At 58.0% G+C, this 23263-nt stretch carries 18 protein-coding genes and 1 pseudogene; 6 read left to right on the forward strand and 13 right to left on the reverse strand.

Annotated features, from left to right (window positions below; translation table 11 throughout):
* Nucleotides 1-258: 258 nt before the first annotated feature.
* From QCE69_RS19690 to QCE69_RS19700, 3 genes are all read right to left on the reverse strand, one after another.
* The gene (locus QCE69_RS19690; RefSeq protein ID WP_309932462.1) at nucleotides 259-2259 is read right to left on the reverse strand and encodes an integrase; all 2001 of its coding nucleotides are present in this window, start codon (nucleotides 2257-2259) and stop codon (nucleotides 259-261) included.
* Nucleotides 2260-3596: 1337 nt separating this feature from the next.
* Nucleotides 3597-4874, reverse strand: a complete 1278-nt coding sequence (gene dmeF, locus QCE69_RS19695; RefSeq protein ID WP_244818555.1) for a CDF family Co(II)/Ni(II) efflux transporter DmeF — start codon at nucleotides 4872-4874, stop codon at nucleotides 3597-3599.
* Nucleotides 4875-4888: 14 nt separating this feature from the next.
* Nucleotides 4889-5161: a metal/formaldehyde-sensitive transcriptional repressor gene (locus QCE69_RS19700; RefSeq protein WP_244818554.1), complete on the reverse strand. Its 273-nt coding sequence runs from the start codon at nucleotides 5159-5161 to the stop codon at nucleotides 4889-4891.
* Nucleotides 5162-5197: 36 nt separating this feature from the next.
* Here QCE69_RS19700 and QCE69_RS19705 point away from each other — a divergent pair, with 36 nt between their 5' ends.
* The gene (locus QCE69_RS19705) at nucleotides 5198-5572 is read left to right on the forward strand and encodes a hypothetical protein (protein WP_244818553.1); all 375 of its coding nucleotides are present in this window, start codon (nucleotides 5198-5200) and stop codon (nucleotides 5570-5572) included.
* A gap of 819 nt (nucleotides 5573-6391) precedes the next feature.
* Here QCE69_RS19705 and QCE69_RS19710 read toward each other — a convergent pair.
* Nucleotides 6392-7345, reverse strand: coding sequence for an IS5 family transposase (locus QCE69_RS19710; RefSeq protein ID WP_309932467.1), 954 nt, complete (start codon nucleotides 7343-7345; stop codon nucleotides 6392-6394).
* A 73-nt stretch (nucleotides 7346-7418) separates the two neighbouring features.
* On the reverse strand, nucleotides 7419-8108 hold the full coding sequence (locus tag QCE69_RS39560) for a response regulator transcription factor (RefSeq protein ID WP_409021214.1): 690 nt from the start codon (nucleotides 8106-8108) through the stop codon (nucleotides 7419-7421).
* A gap of 129 nt (nucleotides 8109-8237) precedes the next feature.
* Here QCE69_RS39560 and QCE69_RS19715 point away from each other — a divergent pair.
* The 3 genes and pseudogenes from QCE69_RS19715 (at nucleotide 8238) to QCE69_RS19725 (ending at nucleotide 10980) form a co-directional block, all read left to right on the forward strand.
* Nucleotides 8238-9264: pseudogene (locus tag QCE69_RS19715) on the forward strand (IS5 family transposase).
* 526 nt (nucleotides 9265-9790) lie between these two features.
* A complete protein-coding gene (locus QCE69_RS19720; RefSeq protein WP_244818551.1) occupies nucleotides 9791-10117 on the forward strand; it encodes a DUF4148 domain-containing protein in 327 nt (108 codons plus the stop codon).
* Nucleotides 10118-10206: 89 nt separating this feature from the next.
* The gene (locus QCE69_RS19725) at nucleotides 10207-10980 is read left to right on the forward strand and encodes a cytochrome c (protein ID WP_244818550.1); all 774 of its coding nucleotides are present in this window, start codon (nucleotides 10207-10209) and stop codon (nucleotides 10978-10980) included.
* A gap of 462 nt (nucleotides 10981-11442) precedes the next feature.
* Here QCE69_RS19725 and QCE69_RS19730 read toward each other — a convergent pair whose 3' ends face one another.
* The 3 genes from QCE69_RS19730 to QCE69_RS19740 all read right to left on the reverse strand — a co-directional run bounded on the left by QCE69_RS19730 (nucleotide 11443) and on the right by QCE69_RS19740 (nucleotide 17218).
* Entirely contained in the window at nucleotides 11443-12444 is a 1002-nt protein-coding gene (locus QCE69_RS19730) for a copper resistance protein B (protein ID WP_244818549.1), read from the reverse strand.
* Between the two features lie 119 nt (nucleotides 12445-12563).
* On the reverse strand, nucleotides 12564-14501 hold the full coding sequence (locus QCE69_RS19735) for a copper resistance system multicopper oxidase (RefSeq protein WP_244818548.1): 1938 nt from the start codon (nucleotides 14499-14501) through the stop codon (nucleotides 12564-12566).
* A 311-nt stretch (nucleotides 14502-14812) separates the two neighbouring features.
* A complete protein-coding gene (locus QCE69_RS19740; protein WP_244818547.1) occupies nucleotides 14813-17218 on the reverse strand; it encodes a heavy metal translocating P-type ATPase in 2406 nt (801 codons plus the stop codon).
* A gap of 203 nt (nucleotides 17219-17421) precedes the next feature.
* Between QCE69_RS19740 and QCE69_RS19745 the strand changes: the two genes are divergently transcribed.
* A complete protein-coding gene (locus QCE69_RS19745; protein WP_370653510.1) occupies nucleotides 17422-18684 on the forward strand; it encodes a type II restriction endonuclease in 1263 nt (420 codons plus the stop codon).
* Nucleotides 18685-19624: 940 nt separating this feature from the next.
* Here QCE69_RS19745 and QCE69_RS19750 read toward each other — a convergent pair.
* Nucleotides 19625-20005 (reverse strand): DUF4148 domain-containing protein, encoded by a 381-nt coding sequence (locus QCE69_RS19750; protein ID WP_244818543.1) that lies wholly within the window; start codon nucleotides 20003-20005, stop codon nucleotides 19625-19627.
* 33 nt (nucleotides 20006-20038) lie between these two features.
* On the opposite strand from QCE69_RS19750, the gene QCE69_RS19755 reads away from it, so the two are divergent.
* The gene (locus tag QCE69_RS19755; RefSeq protein WP_244818542.1) at nucleotides 20039-20905 is read left to right on the forward strand and encodes a DUF305 domain-containing protein; all 867 of its coding nucleotides are present in this window, start codon (nucleotides 20039-20041) and stop codon (nucleotides 20903-20905) included.
* 100 nt (nucleotides 20906-21005) lie between these two features.
* Here QCE69_RS19755 and QCE69_RS19760 read toward each other — a convergent pair whose 3' ends face one another.
* The 4 genes from QCE69_RS19760 to QCE69_RS19775 all read right to left on the reverse strand — a co-directional run bounded on the left by QCE69_RS19760 (nucleotide 21006) and on the right by QCE69_RS19775 (nucleotide 23233).
* Nucleotides 21006-21332 carry a four-helix bundle copper-binding protein gene (locus QCE69_RS19760; protein WP_244818541.1) on the reverse strand — a complete coding sequence of 109 codons (327 nt, stop codon included), beginning with the start codon at nucleotides 21330-21332 and terminating at the stop codon, nucleotides 21006-21008.
* A gap of 186 nt (nucleotides 21333-21518) precedes the next feature.
* Nucleotides 21519-22460 (reverse strand): CopD family protein, encoded by a 942-nt coding sequence (locus QCE69_RS19765; protein ID WP_309932473.1) that lies wholly within the window; start codon nucleotides 22458-22460, stop codon nucleotides 21519-21521.
* A complete protein-coding gene (gene copC / locus QCE69_RS19770) occupies nucleotides 22460-22834 on the reverse strand; it encodes a copper homeostasis periplasmic binding protein CopC (RefSeq protein ID WP_309932474.1) in 375 nt (124 codons plus the stop codon). Before copC ends, QCE69_RS19765 begins: the two co-directional genes overlap by 1 nt.
* Before the next feature lie 51 nt (nucleotides 22835-22885).
* On the reverse strand, nucleotides 22886-23233 hold the full coding sequence (locus QCE69_RS19775) for a copper-binding protein (RefSeq protein WP_309932476.1): 348 nt from the start codon (nucleotides 23231-23233) through the stop codon (nucleotides 22886-22888).
* Between the last annotated feature and the right edge of the window lie 30 nt (nucleotides 23234-23263).

Raw genomic sequence — 23263 nt, forward strand, 5'->3', positions numbered from 1 at the left:
CCACCCCCCCCCCCCCCCCCCCCCCCCCCCCCGCCCCCGCGGGGGGGGGCGGCGCGGGGGGGGGGGGGGGGGGGGGGGGGGGCCCCCCCCCCCCCCCCCCCCGCCCCCCCCACGCCAGTACTCTCATCCTGATTGACGCGCTGCTCTCACCTTGTTTGACGCGCGGCAGTAGTTGCCGGTAGCAAGCGGATGCAGCGATGGATCGATCGGTCTCGGAACGTCAACTGACATGATGCACCTCCAGCTTTTGATGACGGGTTAAAACACCTGGCCTGAGCCGATCGAAAGCTTGCGCACGCGAACCCCGGTGCGAGGACTCGGTGCCAAGCTCACGTCCGCGGGCTTTTGAACAACGGACGCAACAGCGGGTGCCGCTGGCGGCGACGCGGTTCGCACTGGCCCGGCTGGCGTGCGAATGGTCGGTGCACCAGCCAGTACCCGGACGGTCTGCGCCAGATCATTCGCCGCCCGGCGGCTCTTCTTCGCCTGCGCAAGTTTGGCTTGGACATACGCTTCAATTGGATTCGAGGCGACGTCGGCGCGCGGTCGCCGTCGGCCCCGCAACTTCAGGATTTCCTGCCGCAGCTTCAGGTTATGTGGCATCACGCCCCATGCACCTTGCGCATTCAGGATCCCCAGCTCCGTGCCGTCTGGCAGGAAGGCCCGCACGCTACGCAGATCGTCCGCGTTCAGGTACAGCAGTAGTTTCCTGCCTATCAACCGGGTGCTGGCAGCCAGGACATCGTTCGTATAACGGACTCCATACAGGTTGATATGCGGCCGCACGCCTTGCGGCAGGTACGCTCGGACGCTGCAGTGGCGCGCGGACTGCATCAGGCACAGCGTGCGACGATGGTGTTCGGCCAGCCATGTCACCATGACCTGTTTGCCGCGAACGAAATACTCCATCGCCTCGAGCGGCGTGACATTGTTCAGGCCGGCATGCGGGGTGCCGTGATACGTTGCGATCGCATGTTCAACCAGCTCCTCCAGCTCATCGAGCGACACGTAGAGGCGCAGGTTGCCCTTCGGATCTGCCAGTTCACGTCGGAGGTCACGCGGATGGGAACCCGTATAACCTGGCAACCGCGAGGAAAGCCGGCTTGCGACCGTCCCGAAAAATCGCTCGATGTATGGTCGCTCGTCCGGGCTGTACTTCGGTCCTGCATCGACACAGCAGCCAACAAACTCGCAGAGCGCTGTGAGCGTCTCATTCGCCAGGTTCGCCTTCGCGTTGTCGAGCCTAATCCACTCCCAAGTCGCCCACGCCAGCTCGGGCAAGCGGTGTGACGCAAAGCCCTCATGCGGACCGTAGTCGAGCCCGGATATCGAAAACGACCGCTTCGGATGCGGCTCAAGCGCCTTTTCTATCGTCTTGATTACATCGTAACGGCTGTATTCGCGCGCGAGGACGATGTGGTGGCCCAACACCACCATCCGCGTGCAAACGTCGATGATCACCAGCAGCCATACCCGTTCGATCTCGAATTCATGCTCAAAGCCCAGCGGATCGCGCACGAGCACCTTCAGACGGATGTCGAGCCGATGCCCGTCAAACTCGACAACCTGATACGGCCGCGTCGCGGCTGGCGGCGCATTCTCGTCGTGCCGTGGCAGACCTTTCAGATGCGATGCGCCCGCCGAACGCGCAGCGGTCCCGAAACTGCGCAGCATCTCCGCTTTCAGTCTTTGCGATAGCGACCGGATCGCGTGCCCCGCCGTGTTGAAGGGATAGTCCACCGCCGTGAGTCCAACAGCGCGGCATTGCCGCAAAAACTCGTCGTGCAGCGATCGCAGCCCACGCAGGCGCGTACGAAGGCGCCCGTCCGTCCCGACCTGTTGCAGCAGTACACGGCGTTGTTTTACCTGTAACAGCAGCCATGCGGCCAGCGCCGGATATCGCTCGAAGAGCAGCGACAAGGCACCCGCGGCGCCGCGACTGCCGCGCTCACCATGAACGTTCACGGGACTTGTCCTGACATAGTCCGAGATGCGCACGTGTTTCAATAGCGCGCGAAACCCGAAGATGCGTCCATCAGGATGCTGCGCCAATCCCCTCTCAAGCAAGCGATAGAGTTGCCTTCTATTCACGCCGGTCGCCAGCTCGATGTCCCCTATGGACTCTCCTCGCGCATAACGCTCGATGGCATTCACGCGACGCTGGAAAGCGCGACGCTCCTCGTCGCCGAATTCCGTATAGGCGACGCCGGGCCACGCCGCAACGTCCAGAGCCTGGAAATCAGTTCGCCGCCGGTTCATGGCACTTCTCTAACAGCGACAAACTCGGTAAGCAACGACAATTCGTGCGCGCGTAATTCCGGTGCCTGTACGCGGCCGGCATGTAGCAAGCCGAAAACTGCGGCGCGCACAAGAACTGGATCTCCAGTCGTAAATTCGCGCTCAATCGAAAGTAGCCGGCGCGGACGCGCGAGATACCGCTCAATCGCGCTAGCGAGCGTTGGGGGGACGAGGCCACGCGTGGCGACGAGGCAAGGGAGCATCCGCTTCCAGTTCGCGATCCACGCGCGAGAAGCAGCGATTTCAGACGACTGAACCTTCCTGACCGTCAGCCCCGCATGATCGAGGGGAGTTTCAGGTTTCGCAGACGACTCGAATGGCGAATCGAATAGGACAACTAATTCTTGACGATCAAAGTAACGCACCCAAAAATCGGCGAGATAGCGTTTCTCTTCAGTTTGGATGAAACCCGGTCGTTCACAGAACGCGGTGACCGTTGGATCTGCTTCAAGGATTACCCACTCGTAGACCGTATTAAATCTGTCACTCTTGCGCCAATAATTTTGTCAACTCGCCGTGGGAACCCATGCCCGTGCCCGCTCAGCCTTGGGAGACAAGGGTTTCCCGAAGCGAAATAATTGTGTCACCAGCGAGGTAAGTTCGGCAAGGTTGGGCGACAGGCAGGACAGCAAGGTCTCAGTCCGGCCAGACGCGGTCATTAACCAAATCGGAAACTCGACACAGCGATTCCACCCGAGATGTCATCCTCGTGATTTCAAATTTTCTCGGGGTCTTCTCCGGCAGCCTCGACAGCCACCATCAAAGGGATCAAGTGGTCTCTGACAGAGACGAGCTCAGCTCTTGACGAAAACTGTCGTTTCGGTTAGAAACGCGCCCGGCGTCGAGTTCGTGATCCCAACTATCAGACCAGCAGCCGTTCCAGGTCGTCGATAGGGGCTTGAGGAGAAATGCGTCAAAGCATTGCAGGTCCGATTCGGCGAAGCTACTGTGCCCCGTCAGTGCGTCGATACGAGCCCTCGCGCAACGGCCCTGCCGTAGATGAAGGCACACGTCGCGTCCGTCGCCGTCCAGCAGCGTAATGTCTAGAAAGATGACGTCAAGCAACTGCCGGCTGCGATTTTCAAGGCCGCCCCGCCCTATACGCAACCGCGCTCTGATGGCCCAGCGCCGAAGCAAGGTCGGCGAGAGCGGCTGCCGTGTCGTCGCTATCGTCAACGAACAGAACGCTGCTCATCCCGTCCCCTCAAAGACCAACATAATCGGACGCAGCGCGTTGCCACTGCGGTCGGTGCTTGCCCCGCCGGGGTTGCAACCGTATGTCGCCGTCAGGTTTGCGGCTATTTGGTCGACGATGGAATAACCTCGACAGTCACGTGCGAAAGGCCTTTGAGGTGTGCCAGCGCGGAACGATAGTAGTCGGGGCGTCGTTCGTGAAAACGCGTCGCGAGGGATATGACGGCGCTCATATGCCCGGGGCCGACGCGCCACACATGAAGGTCGAGGACCCGGTCGCCGCCACTCTCGATTTCCCGGCGAACCGCTTCGGTCATGCGTCCGTCGGGATTCATGTCCAGAAGTATCGCCGCGGTATCGCGAATCAGACCATATGACCAGTTTCCGATTACGAGCGCACCCACAACGCCTGCAAGTGGGTCCATCCAGTTCCATCCGAACGACCGCGCTAGAATGAGTCCGATGATTGCGAGGACCGAGACGGCCGCATCAGCAATAACATGAACGTACGCTGCCCGCATGTTGTGGTCGCGTGCCGTGCTTGCGTGGGCCTCATGGTCATGTTCGACGAACTCGATGCTGTGCTCGCCATCCGGTAGTCGGACAATGGTCCGAAAAGCGTGCGGTTCAGGGACGTGTTCCTTCGATTCTAGATAGCGGCCCCTATCGACGAGGGCGAAAATCTGGCGCGAGCCGTCTGGCCTGACCGTCGTGACTGAGACTCCGTCCGGCTTGAGCCCCTCTGTCCCCGCTTCTGGCGTGATGCGGAACACCGGTGGCACACAGTCTTCGTAGATAGACACTTCGAACGCGCCCGCGTTTCCAAAGATGCGTTTGACGTCGTCTTGATGGGCGTGGACATCTTCATGCTCATGGTCGTAGCCATGCCCGTGGCTATGACCATGACTGTGCCCATGATGGTCACCGCTCAACAGCCACACACTCGCGAGATTGACCAGCAGCCCGACGACAGCGATGGGAATCGCTTCATTGAAATGAATCGGCACCGGCGAGAAGAAGCGCCAGACCGCCTCATATGCAATCAGCAGCGCAATCATCGCCAGCACGATTGCACTGGTGAATCCTGCTAGGTCACCTAGCTTTCCGGTCCCGAAGACGAAGCGGGAATCCCTCGCGTGCTTGCGGGCATAGGTGTATGCCAAAGCAGCAATCAACATCGCTCCGGCGTGCGTCGACATATGCAGGCCATCCGCGACGAGTGCCAGCGAACCGAAGAGGCTGCCACCAACAATTTCTGCCACCATCATCGCGCTGCATAGCGCAATCACTAGCCATGTTTTGCGCTCATTTTGCTCATGCGCTGACCCGAGAAAAATGTGGTCATGCCCAGCGCCAAATGCAGCGTCCTTCCAATCACTCATTTCAAACCCTGCTCTTACTTGAAGTAACTGCGAACGACTTCAACTAGCTGTTCCGTACTGCCGCCGTGTTCCCCAGCGGGTTCGGCGTCTACAAGATGCGTACGGATATGGTCCTCTAGCACAACTGCCAACAAGCCGTTCATTGCGCCTCGGCAGCTGGTAATTCGTTGCAGTACGTCGTTGCAATCGCGCGCATCTTCAAGCGCGCGCTCGATGGCCTCTACCTGTCCTTTGATACGGCGGACACGATTGAGCAGCTTCTGCTTGTCGCGGATGGTGTGACTCACATTGAATCCAATATAGCCTAGGGGGGGTATACTATCATGCGAAAAGTTGTATCCGTCGTGTACGTGCAGTTCTCAAGCCATGACGAATGGGAGACCGAAAAGGAGTTTGGACAGGCGTGGCTCGACTACGCGGCCCCGCATCGGGACGACGGGCGCGGCGCATACTGCTCGAACGCCGCGCTTCATGCCTCGACCTTCCTGGGCGGATGCTGCACCGGTGCGCTAGCGACCGCGCGGTGCAATGCAGTTACTGATCCGATGCGGACGCCCACCTACCGGTGCCGTGCACCGCAAACGCTTTCCGAGGCTGAGCAACCCGCGTTCGGCGATGGCGCCGGAACGATGCGGATCCTGCCGTTGTTGGGTACTGCCGTTCGGCCGTCCGTCAGCGTGCAAAACAGCCGGAAGTAATCGCCGTCGCCGGGAAACGGGCCTCCGGTCGCGGTCCAAATCAAGATCTACCCCACTTTGGGAAGGCGCACGATGAAGCGCGGAAAACGCGGTCGACCGGAGGCTTGTCTTTATAACGGAGATTTACAAACAGCAAAACAGCATAAAGAGCGGTTCGCCTCGTTCAATCAGTGCCTCCAGCTCGAGGCGCCATTGCACCGAATATCCTTTAAGGCAGGGAGCGGCATCGCAGTCGTGCCGGTAGAGACTAATAAAGCAGTCATCAAACAGCCGAGGTCGGCACTGCAATTCGGTCCGACGATGCTGAGAAAGCCGTTGATGCGCAAAAGGCGGAGCTGTAGAAGCTGCGCGAAAGTGGGTAGAAAAGAAGCTTGAAGACCACGCACATGGGAGAAAACGCTTCCCCTTGAGGGCAAGGGACGCTCTGCCTAAGTCGCCGGAGGTTCCCGACTCCGATGTACGGCAGCATACGCTGCCAGTTGTCGATCCACATGCGTGACTCCGGCAGTTCGGCCGGCAGGACCGACCGGACAGTCAGCTCCGCCTGAGGGAGATCCACAGCAGGGCTCGCGTCCATATCAACAATCGAATCGCAAAGGAGGACTAATTTGATAGAATTAATGCGCTCTACGGTTTAGGACCGTCTGCACAATTCGTTTCAGAAGCATGCGACAGGCGTGACATGGAATCGACGTGAACATTCGCATTGAGCCCCATTCTGCTCACCGCGCACGAACTGTCTATCCAGGCCGGTAAAGAAGTCGATACGGTGACTCGCGGCGAGTAAGAGGAAGGTCAAGTTCATTGTGTGCGGCCCCTCTACGATTTGTGCAGCACTTTTCGCATCATCCAGAGATTGCCCAACGCAAACAACGTAGTGATTTGAGCGGTGTTCTTCGCCAGCCCCCGGTATCTCGTCTTTACATAGCCGAATTGTCGCTTAAGGATGCGGAAAGGATGCTCGACCTTCGCCCGAATGCCGGCCTTCAGTCGTTCAATCTCGTCGTATATCGCATCGACAGGATCATTCAGGTTCAGCTTCCTTCGCTTGCTGGGCCGCATCGCGACGTGCCACCGAGTCGAGCCCGCTTGCTCACGTTTTTCGATGCCTTGGTAACCGGCGTCGGCATAAACATTTGTCTCCTCTCCGTGCAACAATGCATGTGCCATGTTGATGTCGTGCACGTTGGCTGCCGTGCCGATGACCGTATGAACCAAGCCTGACTCTGCGTCCACGCCCACGTGCGCTTTCATGCCGAAATACCAGTTGCGGCCTTTCTGGGTCGACTGCATCTCGGGATCGCGTTTTCCCGAGCCGTTCTTGGTCGAACTGGGCGCCGCAATCAACGTGGCGTCAACAGCTGATCCCGCCTTGAGCATCAATCCCTTGTCGCTCAATATCTCATTGACCACCGCCAGGATCTGCGCAGCGATCCCATGGGCTTGGAGCAGGTGCCTAAACCGCAGGATGGTCGTTTCGTCCGGAAGACGGGTCATCGCGCCGTCGAGACCCGCGAATTCGCGATACAGCGGCACATCATAGAGGGCCTCTTCCATCGCTGGATCCGACAGACTGAACCATTGCTGAATGAAGTGAATGTGCAACATCGTCGCGACCGGAAATGGCGGACGGCCAGTCTTCCCCTTTGGGTAATGCGGCTCGATCAACTCAATCAGCCGCGTCCACGGCACCACTCGTTTCATCTCGTCCAAAAACTCCCGCTTGCGCGTGCGCTTGGTTGACAGATTCAAGCCGAGATGAAGTTGCGTCATTGATGTCTCCAGGTCGTAATCACATAGTAGCATTCCTAAGTGTCTGTGCGCGTTGAGTTACGCAGAGTTTCCTTTACTGAGCGCCAGACGCCTTGCGACAGCAAGTCTGATAGCCTACGCCGTAAATCGCCTTAATCGTTAGCTGGTAGTTACTGACGGTCTCCAGCTTTGACTTCAGTCGAAAGACATGAACATCAAGCGTTCGTGTTTCTTGCGAGCGTCCGGCGATGAGCTTTTGAAGATATGCGCGAGGCACAGGGGTGCCGCAGCGTCCTAGGAGCTCCCAGGCAATCTTGAACTCAATTGGCGTCAACTTAGCGTCAACGCCACGATGCCGGATCCTGCGACGCTGCCGATCCAAAATAACGTTCCCGAACTGCGCCCACATGCCGCTGTTGACAGACCTCTGTTGCGCAGACGCAAGAACGCGTTCGACTAGGCGCCGCGGAGGAAGAGGTAGATGAACAACGTCTGCCGCCCCTGCTCCGAGTGCAATCGTTGCCTGGCGTCCGATCGGCGGGTCGACTAGAAACACTACTGTTGCGGCTGACAGCGAACACGCGTGAATCCAACGCAATAGGTCCAAGGGGGGAATTGAAGTGCTCTGCCAGTGAACGAGAACAACGTCCCACGGCGCACTATGTACTGCATGGATGAGGTCTTTGTCGGAAGCTATAGCCTTTACATCCTCGACGACCTGCATTAACTGGTCGAGAGGCTTAAAAGTGGCCGGGCATTCGTTGCAACGAAAAGCAATTCTCATTTTGGCGCACAGTTCGTGGCATTGAACAGTGGATTGCGCTAACGAAACACTGATTATTGAAGCTCGGCGGTCATCGGTCAGGTAGCTGCGGACGTTATAGAAAGCAGCTCACGAAACGGACGCAAGAGGATGAAGAGGCAGATCGGCTTCGCGGAAGCGGAAATTGCAGGGCAAGAAGCGCGTGACGAGGCGTCAACGCTTCTTGGGGGAGATGGAGAAAATTGTGCCGTGGGAGCGTTTGCTGTTTGCAATCGAACAGCATTACCGGAAGGGCACGCGAGGCCGTCCGCCGATTGGACCTGAGCGAATGCTGCGGATCTACTTTCTGCAGCAGCGGTACGGGCTGTCGGACAAAGGGCCGAAAGACGCGTTGTATGACAGCATTGCGCTGCGCCGCTTCGCCGGCATCGATCTCGCAGTCGAGAACGTGCCCGATGCGACCACGCTGCTCAAACTCGGGCGCCTGCTGATTGAGCACGATCTGACAAGGAAGCTGTTCGACCAGATCGGTATCTAGCTGTGCGAGCGTGCACTGATGATAAAGGAAGGCACGCTGGTTGATGCCGCAACCATCGAAGCGCCACCGTCGACCAAAAACGCCGGGACGAGCCGTGACCCGGAGATGCATCAAACGAAGAAGGGAAACGAATGGCACTTTGGGATGAAAACCCATGTTGGCGTGGGCGCCGATTCGGGCTTGGTCCACAGCGTGGCCGGCACGACGGCCAACGTGTTGGATGTGCCAAAAGCCCATCTGCTGCTGCGCGGCCATGAAGAGGAAGCGTTCGCCGACGCGAGCTATATTGGTGTAGACAAGCGCGATGAAATGAAAGGCCAGGCGGTAAAGTGGCACGTCGCTGCCGAGCGTGGAAAGATCAAGGCGATCCAAGAGGGGCCACTGAAGGCACTTGTGACCGCGCTTGAGCGAACCAGGGCGCAGATCAGTTCGCGCGTCGAGCATCTGTTCCATATCGTCAAGAACCTGTTTCACCATCGCAAGACCCGATACACGGGCTTGGCCAAGAACACCGCGCAACTTTTCAGCTTGTTCGCTGTGGTGAAGAATCTGGTGATTGTGCGGAATCTGTTGCGATCGGTTCATGGGAGCGAGCAATCCGTCAGCCGTAGAAAAATCAGAGCAGCGAGGCTCTTTTGAGAGCCGAATTTATTGAAATGCGCGCAAATTCGATTCGTTATCCAGAAACTTCGACGCCCGTGGATCTGCAAGCCGACCCAATAACGCATTATTCGGCGTTTCCCTAATGCCCGAGGTGACCGTTAACCTGCATTGGGACTTGCAGGTCCAACGCGCGATCACCACAAACCCTCGACCGGGAAGAAAACTCTGATCACATATCTTCTCAGTTTGAAGTAGTCAGCGCCGTGACAAAGAAATGAATTTACTGTCACGGTCGAGTCATGCCCACTGCTTTGTTAGCGTCAAACGCGGCACCGGCTTGCCAGGTCGGTTCAAACGCTAAAACGCAATTGTCGATTACATCTTTGTTCGGGTTGTTATCCATTCAGGGTCATCCTCATGATCGCCTTAATCAAAACCGTGTCCAGACAATCCGAGCCGGTACAGTCGCTCGGCTTCGAGGCACAATTATCACGTTTAAGTCATGCTCCAGTCAGATTGCAATATATAAACTTTCCTCCAATCAAGCCCCCTGGAGGACGCAATGAAAGTAATTCCCTTGTTGGTTGCTACCCTCGGCATCGCCGTTGCGGTGCCGGCTTTTGCGGACCATGCTTATCCCCTGAATGACATACAGCCGACCCGAGGGGTTGAATCGTCTGCGGCGTTCAGTAGCAACAGGCAGTCGTATGGTGGCAGCGACGAAGGGTTGGCCGCCGCGGGGAGAGTCGGCAAAACCCGCGCGGAAGTCGTCGCCGAAATGATCCAGGCACAACGGGACGGCATGATACCCACGAGCAAGAACGACTACCCGCCGAGCGAGAGAACCATCGAACGCAATAAGGAACTCTATCGAATCCGCAATCGCTGACTCGGTACAACCCTGTTTTCAGGCCAAGTTGAGGCTTCGCTCGACGCACGTCGTAACGTGGCACGGGAGTCCGCAGGATTCGGATGGTGATGGGCGGCAGTTCGACGCAACGAAGTCAGAGGTTCGCCGAACTACCGAACATCGATTTCTTCAGCGGAGACCGCGTTCAGCCGCCGCAAGTCGTCGATTTAGTGATGTTGGCCGATTCGCTTCTTCTCGGTGAAAGCATGAGACACTGGATTATTCCTACAGCGTCAATGTCGGCAGTGGCGCTGTTCGGTGCAACCGCGTTCGTCTTGTCCGGAAATTACAACATGGGAGCGGATGCTCCCCACTGGCCCCTTACCTACAAGATCCTGCAAACATTGCGAATGCGGTCCATCGATGCTCATTCTAAGGACATCGTACCCCCAAACCTCAACAGTCCCGATCTCATTCTTAAGGGTGCAGGACAATACGCGGCAATGTGCGTGACATGTCACCTAGCGCCTGGAGTCAAAGATTCGGAGTTGGCTCCCGGACTCTATCCTCAGCCGCCAGAGCTTGCGAAGTCACAATTGGACCCGCGTAGCGCCTTCTGGGTTATCAAGCACGGCCTGAAGATGAGCGCCATGCCGGCATGGGGCAAGACACACGATGACGAGACAATTTGGAGCATGGTCGCCTTTGTGAATAAGTTGCCAAGTATGAGCGCGCAAGAATACAAGGAAATGGTGGCCAAGGCCCCTCGAGACGAGGAGATGGAGGGTATGAAGAACATGCCTGGAATGAAGTCGACGCACGGCGACGCGGAGGATGCGAAGAACAAAGCAAGCTCCTCGCGGCCGCGAGAGGCAAACCACCACACTCATGACACGGACTAGAATAGCCCTTGCCCGCTTCCTTAAGCACCGTACGGCCGTCTTGTCGCCATGAATCAGCGGCTCCGATAGCAACGTCTCATAACGCCTAGTCGAGGCGGTCGAGACGCAACTGCGTTGGCTTGATGACCCAAGCGATAAACATGGTCGAGCCGTCCACCGCCAACCGATGTTCCGCCGCAGGTCTACGGCTATTTCGCGACGATGAAAAGCAGTAGCTGGGGCGTCGTTCTTGGAAGCGTCTCTCAACGGGATATTAGAGCGCTCATATGCTCATATGCCCGGGGCCTACACGCCACACATGGAGGTCGAGCACCTATTGCAGGCCTATCGCACGTGGCTCGTGGTCCTTGTTTGCCCGGCGGTCTCGCCAAATGCCGCGTCGTTCCAATCACTTGTGTCTAAAGCCTGCTCAAACGCGAACTAGCTAGAGATTGCCGCCAGATGTCGGTCGACAAAATTCCTTCAGTACCATAGCGTAACGCCGACTACTAGTTCCTTGTCAGATACAGGTTCGGCGTCACGGCGCGCAAAATCGGCAGTGCGACCAAAGCGTCTTCCCCAGACAAAGCCAACGTAGGGCGCAATCTCACGCCGTATTTGGTATCGGAGGCGCAAACCTAGCTTAATGTCCGAGACGCCGCTGCCTATCTCTCGCTCGGGGTCTGCTCTTCCATAGACGTTGACTTCGGCCTCGGGCGTGAGGAACAACCGCTGAGAAAGCAATACGTTGTAAGAGGTTTTTAATCGTAGCGCAGTTCGACCCGAAGCCCCTATGTAACCGGTGGCTTCAACGTCGAAAAACCATGGAGCCAGCCCCTCCACCCCAATTGCCGCCCAGTCCCGCGATGGCCCATTGCCGAAGTCGTGGCGTACACCTATCTGTGCGTTCCAGTAAGTCGAGTAGGCGCGCGAGATTAGCGCCTCGACGCGAGCGTCGTCTGTCTTGCCATACAGTCGGTCACCAGAACTTTTAAGCCAAAGTCTGTTAATGTCGCCGCCCAGCCATGCTTCGCCGTCCCACGACCAGCCTTGCCCGCCGGCAGCCTTCACATACTCCAGCTGGTCGACGAGTATTTGGTGGTAGACGTCGTCGTCAGCCATGTCCATACCCTTCATGGGAATGCCTTGGTTCGGATTCGCCATCGGAATACGTGGCTCCTCCACCGGTATGATGTGGTTGGGGCCGCTTTCAGGACCGCCTTTCGGACTCCGTTTGGCGCTAGCGTCGACGCTGACGCCCTGGTCTGCATTCGCCGATTCGTTGCTGGTGCCATTCCCTGTGCCGGGGGAGTTGCCGCGCGGCGCGATCATATGCTCCATTTCCTTGGAGCCCCGCGTTTGGTCGTTCGCGTCCGCTTTTCCGGTCATGTCGGACTTGCGTGCGGGAGAGCCTGGCGACGCATCGTGACCGGCGCCGTGAGCGCTGTGGCCGCCGATATCGCTCACCGCAGGCATGCCATCCATCGGCATCGATTGAGCAGGAGAGGTGGCTGAACGGGAAACGACGCATGCGGCGATGAGGACCCTCACAACAAGACGAGCTCGTGTGCCTCCGACTAGGTGCGCCGACAAGCTTAGCTGGCTCATGCGACCACCACCTTGCGGAACATGCCCGCTTCCATGTGATACAACAGATGGCAATGGAAGGCCCACTGGCCGGGTGCGTCCGCCGTCACACGGAACGTCACCTGTTTGGTGGGCTGCACGTTTATCGTATGCTTGCGAACAAGAAAGCTGCCGTCTTCGCTCTCAAGCTCCATGAACATTCCGTGGAGATGAATCGGGTGATTCATCATGGTATCGTTGATGAGCGTGACTCTCAATCTTTCCCCGTAGTGAAAAAGAATGGGTGGCGCCTCGGAGAACTTCTGCCCGTCAAATCCCCAGATGAACCGCTCCATGTTTCCTGTTAGGCGCACGGCGATTTCTCTTGACGGCGGTCGGGTGTCCAGTGGGCCGCCCGCGGTGTGTAGGTCCGCATAAGTCAGCACTTTTCGCCCGCTTTCCCGCAGCCGTGGTCCAGGGTCTTCCAGGGAACGCGAGACGGCCATCGGCCGCATGTCTACCTCCGGGCCAGTCCCGCGTGCCATCTCGCCCATTCCGCCAGCTTTCATGTCGGTCCTGGTGTCTTCGCTCTGGCTGTCCTGCACAGCTTCCATTCCCTGCATGCCTGCGTCGTCCTGCATTCGCTGCATCCCCTGCATTCCCTGCATATCGCTCATGCCTTGCTTGTCGTTCATGCTCGGCATCGAGTTCGCCCCGTGCATGTCGCGCATGCTATCCATGTCCTTCGCGTCGCTCGTCGCTTGCGTATGGTCCATCCCGCCCATGCCCCTCGCGTCTTTGGCGCCGCTCATACCCTGCATTTCGCTCATCTCGCCCATTCCCATGTCACCCATCGAGAGCCATGTCTTCGGGTCCATTGGAGGTATGGCAGCTTCCATTCCTGCGTGCGGAGCTAGCGTCGCTCGGGCGAAACCGCTACGGTCCATCGATTGGCAGAAGATGGTATGAGCATTGTCGTCAGGCATGTCCACAAGGACGTCGTAGGTCTCGGCGACAGAGATGCGAAATTCGTCAACGGTAACTGGCCTCACTTCCTGCCCGTCGGCCGCCACCACTGTCATCTTTAAGCCAGGGATGCGCACGTCGAAGAGCGTCTCTGATGACCCGTTGATGAAACGAAGCCTAACCTTTTCGCCGGCACGGGCAACAGCCGTCCAATTTTTCGCAGGTGTTGTACCGTTAGCCAGATAGGTGTACGTCGCCCCCGATACGTCGTGAAAGTCTGTCGGATTCATGCGCATCTCATTCCACATCTTTCGTTTTTTGAGCGCTGCACCTAACCCCATCTTTCTAACGTCATCGAAAAATTCAGGTGCCGTCGGCATCTGAAAGTTGTAGTAGTCGCTCGAAAGCTTGAGTTTTTGCATGATGCGCTCTGGGTTTTCGTCTGTCCAGTCGCTAAGCATAACTACATAATCTCGGTCGCAGCGGATGCTCTCCCCACCGGCCGGCTCGATTACAAGCGGACCATATAGTCCGGTTTGCTCTTGAAATCTGCTGTGACTGTGGTACCAAAAGGTACCCGCCTGCCGTACCAAGAACCTATAGGTGAACGTCTGCCCCGGCTGAATACCTGGAAAGCTTATGCCCGGTACCCCGTCCATATCAAACGGCACGAGGATTCCGTGCCAATGGATTGAAGTAGGAACCTGGAGACGATTGGTAACTCGCATCGTGACTTCCGTCCCCTGTCGCCAACGCAGCTCCGGCGCAGGGATTGAGCCGTTTACCGACGTGGTCGGGCGAATACGCCCTGTGTAGTTCGCTAAGGTAGAGCCGATGACCAAGTCGAAGTCCGTTCCAGTGAGGACCGAAGGCCCGTGACTGACGTACCCGTCTGCTCGAGTCAAAAGCGGCCAGGCACCAAGTCCCGCAGCAAGTCCGCTGGCGGTCACGCCTTGCACGAAGCGACGGCGGTTAGTTAGGTTCGGAAGGACGTTCTGCTTCTTCGACATGACGCTTATTACCTCACGCGGCTGTTGAGTTTCCCGCTGCCCGAGCGACTGCGACTTGATACTCGGGCACGAACGAGTAAATCTGAATCTCGACGAAAGTTCGGCGGCGAGCTGTTGATTCGCTAAAGATACCTCGTCTGAGCGACGCCTAAGAAGAGTATCGTGCTCGGTTTCTTTTAACATGACCGGCGAATGACAAGCGCGTCATGGAATCGCCTCCAAAGCGCGTGAATGAGCAACGCGATACCAGAAAATCGATGCAGAGCGGGCAGCGCTTTTACACTAACATCACCTTGGGACACATATAGACCTCAGACTTTCGCGTTGCGCAAGCGCAGGGCGTTCGTTATGACGGAGGCTGAACTGAGGCTCATAGCTAGCGCCGCAATCATCGGCGATAGGAGTAAGCCCGTGAACGGGTAAAGCACGCCCGCTGCCAGTGGAATCCCCAGTGCGTTATAGACGAAAGCAAAGCCGAGGTTTTGCTTCATATTCCTGACGGTGCTCTCAGACAGTTCCCGGGCTCGCGCGATGCCGCGCAAATCGCCCTTGACCAGCGTAACTTGCGCGCTGCTCATTGCGACGTCTGTGCCCGTGCCCATCGCGACGCCGACGTCGGCCTTGGCCAGCGCCGGCGCGTCGTTGATGCCGTCGCCGGCCATCGCGACCACCTTGCCCGCCTCTTGGAATCGTGTGACGAGCGCAAGCTTGTCGGCAGGTTTGACCTCACCGTAGAATTCATCGATGCCGAGTTTGCCCGCTACGGCCTTCGCGGTTACGACACCGTCGCCAGTTGCCATCACCACGTGAATGCCGTCCTCCGCAAGGCGAGCCAATGCTTCTGGCGTCGTCGGCTTTATCGGGTCCGTCACCGCCAAAAGACCAGCCAGGTTCGCATCTACGGCAAGGTACATGACGCTCGCGCCCTGTGTCCTCAAAGAGTCGGCGTCGCTTGCTAACAGTCCGACGTCAATGCCCTCGGCTTGCATCAGAGCTGTATTGCCTAGGGCAAGGTTGCGACCGCGTACAATTCCTCGCACACCGATTCCTGTGCTGGACTGGAACTCGTCAGCTCTGTCGAACGTCAGCCCTTGTTCGCGCGCGGCAGCGACGATCGTTGCGGCGAGCGGGTGTTCGCTACCTTGGTCGAGGCTTGCTGCGAGGCGGAGAACCTCTTCCTCTGAAAAGCCGTTGATGCCAACACAGCGTTGGAACGCTGGGCGTCCCTCGGTTAGCGTACCGGTCTTGTCAACGATAAGTGCATTGACCTTCCGCAGGTTCTCGATAGCCGCGGCATCCCGGAAAAGCACACCGTTCGTGGCAGCCTTACCACTGGCAACCATGATGGACATCGGTGTTGCGAGTCCGAGCGCACATGGGCATGCAATGATGAGTACTGCGACGGCGTTGATGAGGCCAAACACCCAGCTCGGTTGCGGCCCGAGAAGGCCCCACGCGACGAACGTGAGCACAGCGGTGCCGACGACTGCGACGACGAACACACCCGCGACCTTGTCCGCCATCCGTTGCATGGGCGCGCGAGAACGCTGGGCTTGCGCGACCATCTGGACTATTTGCGCCAACACTGTTTGGGAGCCGACTTTTTCTGACCTAATAACCAACGTCCCAGCGGCGTTCATAGTGGCGCCAATTACATGGTCACCGGGTCGCTTGGTAATAGGAATGGGCTCGCCCGTAATCATCGACTCGTCCAGCGAACTGGTCCCATCCGTGACGACACCGTCCACCGGCACCTTTTCTCCTGGCCGCACGCGCAACAGGTCACCGACATGAACGTGCGTGAGCGGGATGTCCTCTTCGGAGCCGTCTGCGTTGATTCTGCGGGCGGTCTTTGGTGCCAAGCCGAGAAGCGCTTTGATGGCAGCCGACGTTTGCGAGCGCGCCTTCAATTCAAGCAACTGCCCCAGCAGCGTAAGCGATATGATGACGGCCGCCGCTTCAAAGTAAACGTCGACACGACCGTTTGCGACGAACGTTGCGGGAAACACACCGGGCGCGACGACAGCAATAACACTGTAGATGTAGGCCGCTCCCGTTCCGAGGCCTATGAGTGTCCACATGTTCGGGCTGCGGTTGATAAAAGACCGAATGCAGCGTTCGAAGAACGGGAGTCCGGCCCACATGACGACAGGGGTGGAGAGCACGAACTCGACCCAGCTCAGGGTAGAGGCTCCCATCGAGCTTAAGCGATGGCCAAACATCGCGAGGACGAACACGACCGCTGTAAGCGGCAAGGTCCACCAGAATCTTCGCCGGAAGTCGACAAGCTCCGGGTTTTCCTCGTCTTCCAAGCTCGGCAGCAACGGCTCAAGTGCCATGCCGCATATCGGGCAGTTCCCGGGGCGGTCTTGTCGAATCTGCGGGTGCATCGGGCAGGTATAGACGGTGCCCTCTGGCGCTGCGTGCACCGGCGCTCCGGGCGTTGTGCTGGCGTACTTTGTCGGGTTGTCGGTGAATTTGTTCTCGCAGGATTGGCTGCAGAACAAGTATTGTTGTCCGTCATGCTCAACGTGAAACTGCGAGTCCGCAGTGACTGACATGCCACAGACCGGGTCACTTAGCGAAGATGCGCCCGATTCCGACGCGTCGTCAGACCCTCGTCGGTGTTGACTTGGATGGTGCTGATGGTCGTGCTTCGCATCAATTGCGTTCGACGGCCCGCGGCGCTGCTTGCTGTCATTAGGTTGCACGCTCATGCTAAGTGCTCCTTGTTCGGTCGTGCCATGCACTTGGTTTCGGACGACACATCGTTCGCTCGGCGTTAGCCTGGACCTCGGCCCGCTCAGGTGCGCCAGCGACCTAAATTTATTGTCACTTACCGACGGTGGGAAGGTCAACGGAGCTTGTCCAAAGACCGGAACATCGGTGATAGACTCGCCCGACAATAAAACCTACGACAATAATGAATACCCTGCACACCCTTATCGAGCATTGGAAGGCAGACCCGGCGGCCACTTTTCAGACCTGGTTCCTATGGCCTGAGCGTCTGAAGAACTTCCGGTCCATCCGCCAAGGCATCCGGCAAGTCGTAAAGGAAATCGACGCAGGGACGTTTGGCAACGCGTACCGAGGCTCGTCTCTCGAAACCGTCGTTGGCTCCATCGCTGAGCAGCGGCAGATTTTCCGCGGCGCTGACCATGCATTTCTCTGGAAACCGAAGCTTCGAATCCCCGACATCTACGAAAACCCCGCAAACCAGCGGGCGTTCGGCAAGCTCCTAGACACGTGCGATTGTTGCGACGAAGCTGAGGCGGTCTTGACGGCTATAAGGACGCTCGACTCTCACGCCGTCAAGGGCTTGGGGCCGGCAGTCGCCAATCTGCTTTACTTCATCCATCCGACCCTCGTCTGTCCGTTCAACACCGCCATCGTCAAGGGGTTCAACGCCTTGGCCAAGGCCAACGTAAAGCTGGGACGTTGGGATCACTACCTCGCAATGCGCAAGGGAATCCTTGAGCTAAATCACGAATTCCGCACGCTGCTGTCAAACGACCTAGGGGCGCTCGCGGGATTTCTTTTCGACGTCGGCATCGACCGCTACCCGTTGCCGCCGTCTGTAGAAGATGCCGCATCTCATGATGCGTGGCTTAAAGACCTGGATGCCGTTCGCGAACAATCGGCAACACTAGCCAAGCAACTAGAGGCGAGCCGCCAGCAAGACGCGACACATACCGAAGTTCAAGGATGGTTGCGCGACCTCGGACAATCGCTCGGCTATCAAGTCTGGATTGCGTCGAATGACCGCTCGCGCCCTTACCGCGACGGCAAACTTGCCGACGGGTGCCTGACCGAGTTGCCAACTTCGCTGAATATCAACGGAGCAGACACCGTCCCGCTGATTGACGTCATCTGGTTGAATGCTGACCGCTCCGTCGCAGCAGCGTTCGAAGTTGAACACACGACGTCCATCTATTCCGGCATCGTTCGCCTCCTTGACTTGGCACTTGGCTCGGCCACAGCGGCACACAAGCATCTTTACCTCGTCGCGCCCGATAGTCGACAAGAGGACGTACGGAGCCAACTGGCGAGACCGGCCTTTTCCCGCGTAACCGAACTTGGCATTAGGTACCTTCCGTACGGTGCTCTCAAGGAACATCGCGAAACTATCGCCCGTTTCGGCAGCGGTATGAAACCCATTGAAGCCATTGCTACCTCACTGTAGAGGCGACGTAACGCAGAGGTGACGGTAGGATGACGTTTTAGTCATCCTCCTCGCCACCGCGTGACTCACTTCAGCTCACTCACATTAGACCAACGTCAATTTGACGGCTCCGCCGCGCTTGCGGGTAAAGGCACGTCCTCGGGGTGCGTCGCTGAGTACCGCTTTTTGTTGCGCTCAAGGGTTGCTTGAGCGGGCGGATAGTCCGCGCGCCGATACGGTAGCCATCCTTCCTTCCAGGCGTTCTCAAGCTCGACGTCCGCTTGTTGTTTGGTCTTTCCTGATTGCGAAAGCAACGGCTGTCCCGGCACACATCCCGAAAACAAAGCCGCTACTGCGCAAAGCGTTGCTAAGCGCCGCATAGTTTCTCTCCCAACGCACGGACGGTCCTTCCTCACACGTCGATTCTGCCGAGGCGTTGGTGCGCTGGGGTGACGGACAGATGAAATGTTCATCATCCGGGTGTCATGATGCCGGCGTCCGCCATCCTTGTTTCCGCGAACCCGGTAGCCGACAAGGGCTAGCTGCTTCGGCGGTGCCGCAGGCAACGCGCTCTTATAAGCCCGACAAAACCGGTCAGCAATTCAAACGTGTTTCACTAGCGATGTCTTCAACTCCTTAAACACTCCAGAAGTCGCTTGAACATCAAGCCGTCTAATGGCTGGTAATGTTTTTGGCGAGGGCGACGGTCCTGCAGACCGTCCGCGCAAACGAGCGTCCGCTGACCGACGGACCAGTCGGGGCAACAAAATAAGCTAGGCCTATCCGCACGCACGGAGGTCCAACTTTTCTTGGACCGGTGACTGCCATTGCCAGGAACCGTCACGAGAGCTAGAGCTTGCGACTACCTCGACTACCCGTCAGAGCCGATGTCGACTCTGACCGTGACAGCCGCACGGTCACATAGCAATGTCCCAATGATGCACGGTTGCGGTGGCACATGTCACTGCGCAGTAGCCGCTTTCAGAGTATCGGTTTCGTATCGCGCGCGATTCCGTGCAATCGTTGCTTCGCTCGGAGGATAGTCGGAACGGCTGGTAGGAACGAGGCCGGCCTTTTGCGCTTCAATCAATTCCTGAATGACCTCGGCGCGCGTTTTGCCGGAACGCGTGACCTGCATATCGGTCGCTTGGGCACTGCGCGCTTGACCCGAATCAGCAGGTGACGCTGCTTGAACCTTTGTTGTCGGAGGAAAGTCGTGCCCCGCGTCAGCAAACGAGCTGTTTGCCACCGCTGCCAGGGCGACAAAGAGAGAGAGAAATTTAATTTTCATTGGGACTCCGCAATTACATTGGACGTCATCAGCGTTGATGACCAGCGCCATTGTGGATCCAAGCCCCTGAACGGCTCGTGACGAGTGCGTGAAAAAATCGTCATCTACGGCGCGTGGGCGCGCGAGATGCTGGCCCTCAGTCGCTGCAATGGTGCGGAGACGCATATTCTTGGTCTTATGACGGAGAGAACCGTGGACAATCGTAAGAGGAAGGAAACAAAATGGGCCGAGGCCTGCCGGAAATTTGCGCCCCAGGTGTCGCGTGCCGCTGTCGCGGCTGTTTCAGCGTTGGCAGTTTTGACTGTCACGCCCGCGTACGCCGACGGGCCCGGCCGGGGTATCACGGCGAACTTTGAGGTGACACTCATGGAGACCATCATTGACCACCATTACTCTGCGCTCAGAATGACCGAACTCGCCGCTGGCACCGATGTACGAAGGAGCGGAAATCTGTCTCCGAATGAAGGCACGTCTCCATCCCCGGGCTTTCCTCCAACGCAAGCGAAGGCGACTGTCGATGAAATAAAGTCGAATGCGCGGATGGAAAACCGTACACAACGCGAGCAGATTCTCCAGCTGCAATCTCTTTTGCACAACTGGTACGGGATCAACTATCAGCCGCAACTACGGCCGGAACAACAAGCAGCCATCGGGATACTTGAGCATGCACAGCCAGGAAAGTCGTTCGACCGAGCCTACCTGGAAGTCTTCAGCCATCACCATTATCAGCTTTTCAAGCCACTGAACGGATGCATGACTGGAGTTGACCGGCGGCACGCCGAACTCACTCGCCTTTGCAATCAAATGTGGCATGCTCAGACGGGCGCGGTTGACGAGATGAGAGAGCTGCTAGAAAAGGACTTTGGCATCGCGGATTACCAGCCTTTCTCCGACGCAAGCCCGCTGCAACCGGAAGGTGGAAGTCTGCGCGGTCAGCACAGCGGAGGCTAGCGGCGGCGACCGACCCGGTACCTAGTGTTTTGAAGGCTCCCGCCGTTCGAGGACGGCGGGAGCTCCTGTCCGTTGCGCGAAACTAGCGGACTGGTGAAGCTTAACCCATCGCCCGGCACTCGCTAGCGCACGTGCGGCATGCTTCAGCGCATTGCTTGCAATGCTCGTGTTGGTGCCTTTCACACTCCGCTGCGCATGCTTCGCACAGCGATGCGCAGAGCTCGCATATATCCTTGGTGTGCTGACTGCCACGGGCCATCGCCGCAGAAGCGATACGACAGACATCCGCGCAGTCCATATCCTGCCTGATGCATTCGGCCATCTCCGAGACGTTGCTTTCAGAAAGGCAGGCAGTCGCGCAATGGTCACAAGCTGCAGCGCACGCGTCGCAAGCGTCAATGCATGACTGGTGTTGTTGGTGAGCCATAGTGTCCTCCGTGAACATTGGATGCTGGAAGAGCCAGCCATTGAGTTGCGCATCCATCGTGCCCATGGATGAAAAAAAGGCCCGCGATTTGCGCGGGCCTGAAGAGACGGTCCTGCGGTGATGCGCCGAGTCTTACGGCTTCACCAGCGGGACCATCCGCGTGGACGAACGATGTGGAGCCGTTGCTTACGCTGTCCCTGGCAACGGGCTTGATACCAGAACTGCGGCAGCGATGAGAACCGCCACAAGAACGATTGACTCGACGTGCAGGACTCTCGAAAAGCGCTTTAGCGCGGGCTCAGCTTCACGCAGGCTGCCACCCTGCAGCGCGGCCAGCAGCTGAGGCATCTCGAAGAATCGATTGTGACCACCGAGAGCGGCTGCGATCAACACAAGCCCTAGCTTCAACATGAGTATTTGCCCGTAACCCGAGGCGACAAAGCCGACCGGGCTGTCTACACTGCGCCAGCCGTTATATGCGCCCGTCGCAAAGAGAATAAGCAGCGCAACCGTGGCCGTGTCGGACAGCGACTGAACGAACGAGGCGCCATTCTTGCGGTCGCCGTCGCCCGCAGCGAGAAGGCTCGGAGCGACAACATAGCTGCTTGCGACCACAAGCCCAACCCAGACGCTGATGGCAAGGAGGTGAATCCAATCGGCCCATACCGGCAACGAGAAAAAGCCGGCTTCGACGGAGTGCCCAGTATTGCTTCGTCCGAGCGCGACTCCAGCAATGCAGAGCCATGTGACCGGCATCAGTCGGGGCCGCGTCGATGTCGGTAGGGACAGTAGGACCAGTGCGACGAGAGTGAGGACGGCACCGGCAAGCCATGCATGTCCGTATCCGGTTTCCTTCAGCATCGAGTAGACCGCCGGTCCCGCTTCGACAAGTGTCGACTCGCTCATCAGAGCGCAGTGAGTCCAAAAAGCCGCAATACTCGACAGGAACGACGCAAGGCAGGCCAGCCGAGCGCTGCGCATCAGCCGCTTGCTCACGCTTGCCTGCCAGTGCGATGTGCTCCGAACGAGCCACCTGTCGCATAAGAGTGCGCCGACCAGCGCCGCAAAGCTAATGTTCTGCAGGGCGACCAGCGCCAGTCGTAGCACGCCGAGGAAACCGTCGTTCATCACTTCACCGTGAAAGTGTAGGCGCCCTTGGTCTTGTGCGAGTCACTCGTCATCACGCCCCACTGGACGGTGTAGGAGCCGGATTCAAGTTTCGGCAGGGAAACTTTAAGAATTCGCGGGTTGGTTGAATCAACCGTGGCTTTCTCTTTGGTCGCAGGCGCACCAGCCGCATTCAATACCTTGATGGTGCTAAACGAGGACTCAATGTTCTCGTTGAAGGTTAGCCGCAATGCGTCGGGCGAGCCATCAACCGTGCTGCCCGCTGCCGGCGTCGCGCTTTCGAGCTTGCCATGCGCCGAAGCAGCAACGGGTAACAGGCTTAGTGCAGCTGTCGCCAAGAGAGGCGCGAGGCCCCTGTGAATTACCTTTTTCATGCTTAGTTTCCTGTCGGGATGCCGATGAGTGTGTAGCCCTTCGCTAAGGCGTTACTGCTTCTGCAGCTGCGTCACCGTGAGGGCCCCGTTCACTTCTTCGGCAACGAAGTCAATCTTGTCGCCCACTTTGACTTGCGAAAGCATCGCCGGGTCTTTCACCTTGAAGGCCATCGTCATGCCTTCCATGCCGAGGTTCTCAAGCGGGCCATGCTTGATAGTGAGCTTGCCCGCAGCGTTGTCAACCTTCTTGACTTCGCCATGCGACATACCGTTCTTCGCGTCAGAGCTTTGTTGAGCGCCACTCGCCATGTTCATGTTGCTCATATCGCCGGCCGCATATGCGGCACCGGACAGTGCTGTTGCACAACCAAAGACAATCGAAGCAATTGCGTTTCTCATCACTTTCTCTCCATCAGTTAAACGAAAATC

The sequence above is a fragment of the Caballeronia sp. LZ032 genome, assembly GCF_031451315.1.
GTDB lineage: Bacteria > Pseudomonadota > Gammaproteobacteria > Burkholderiales > Burkholderiaceae > Caballeronia.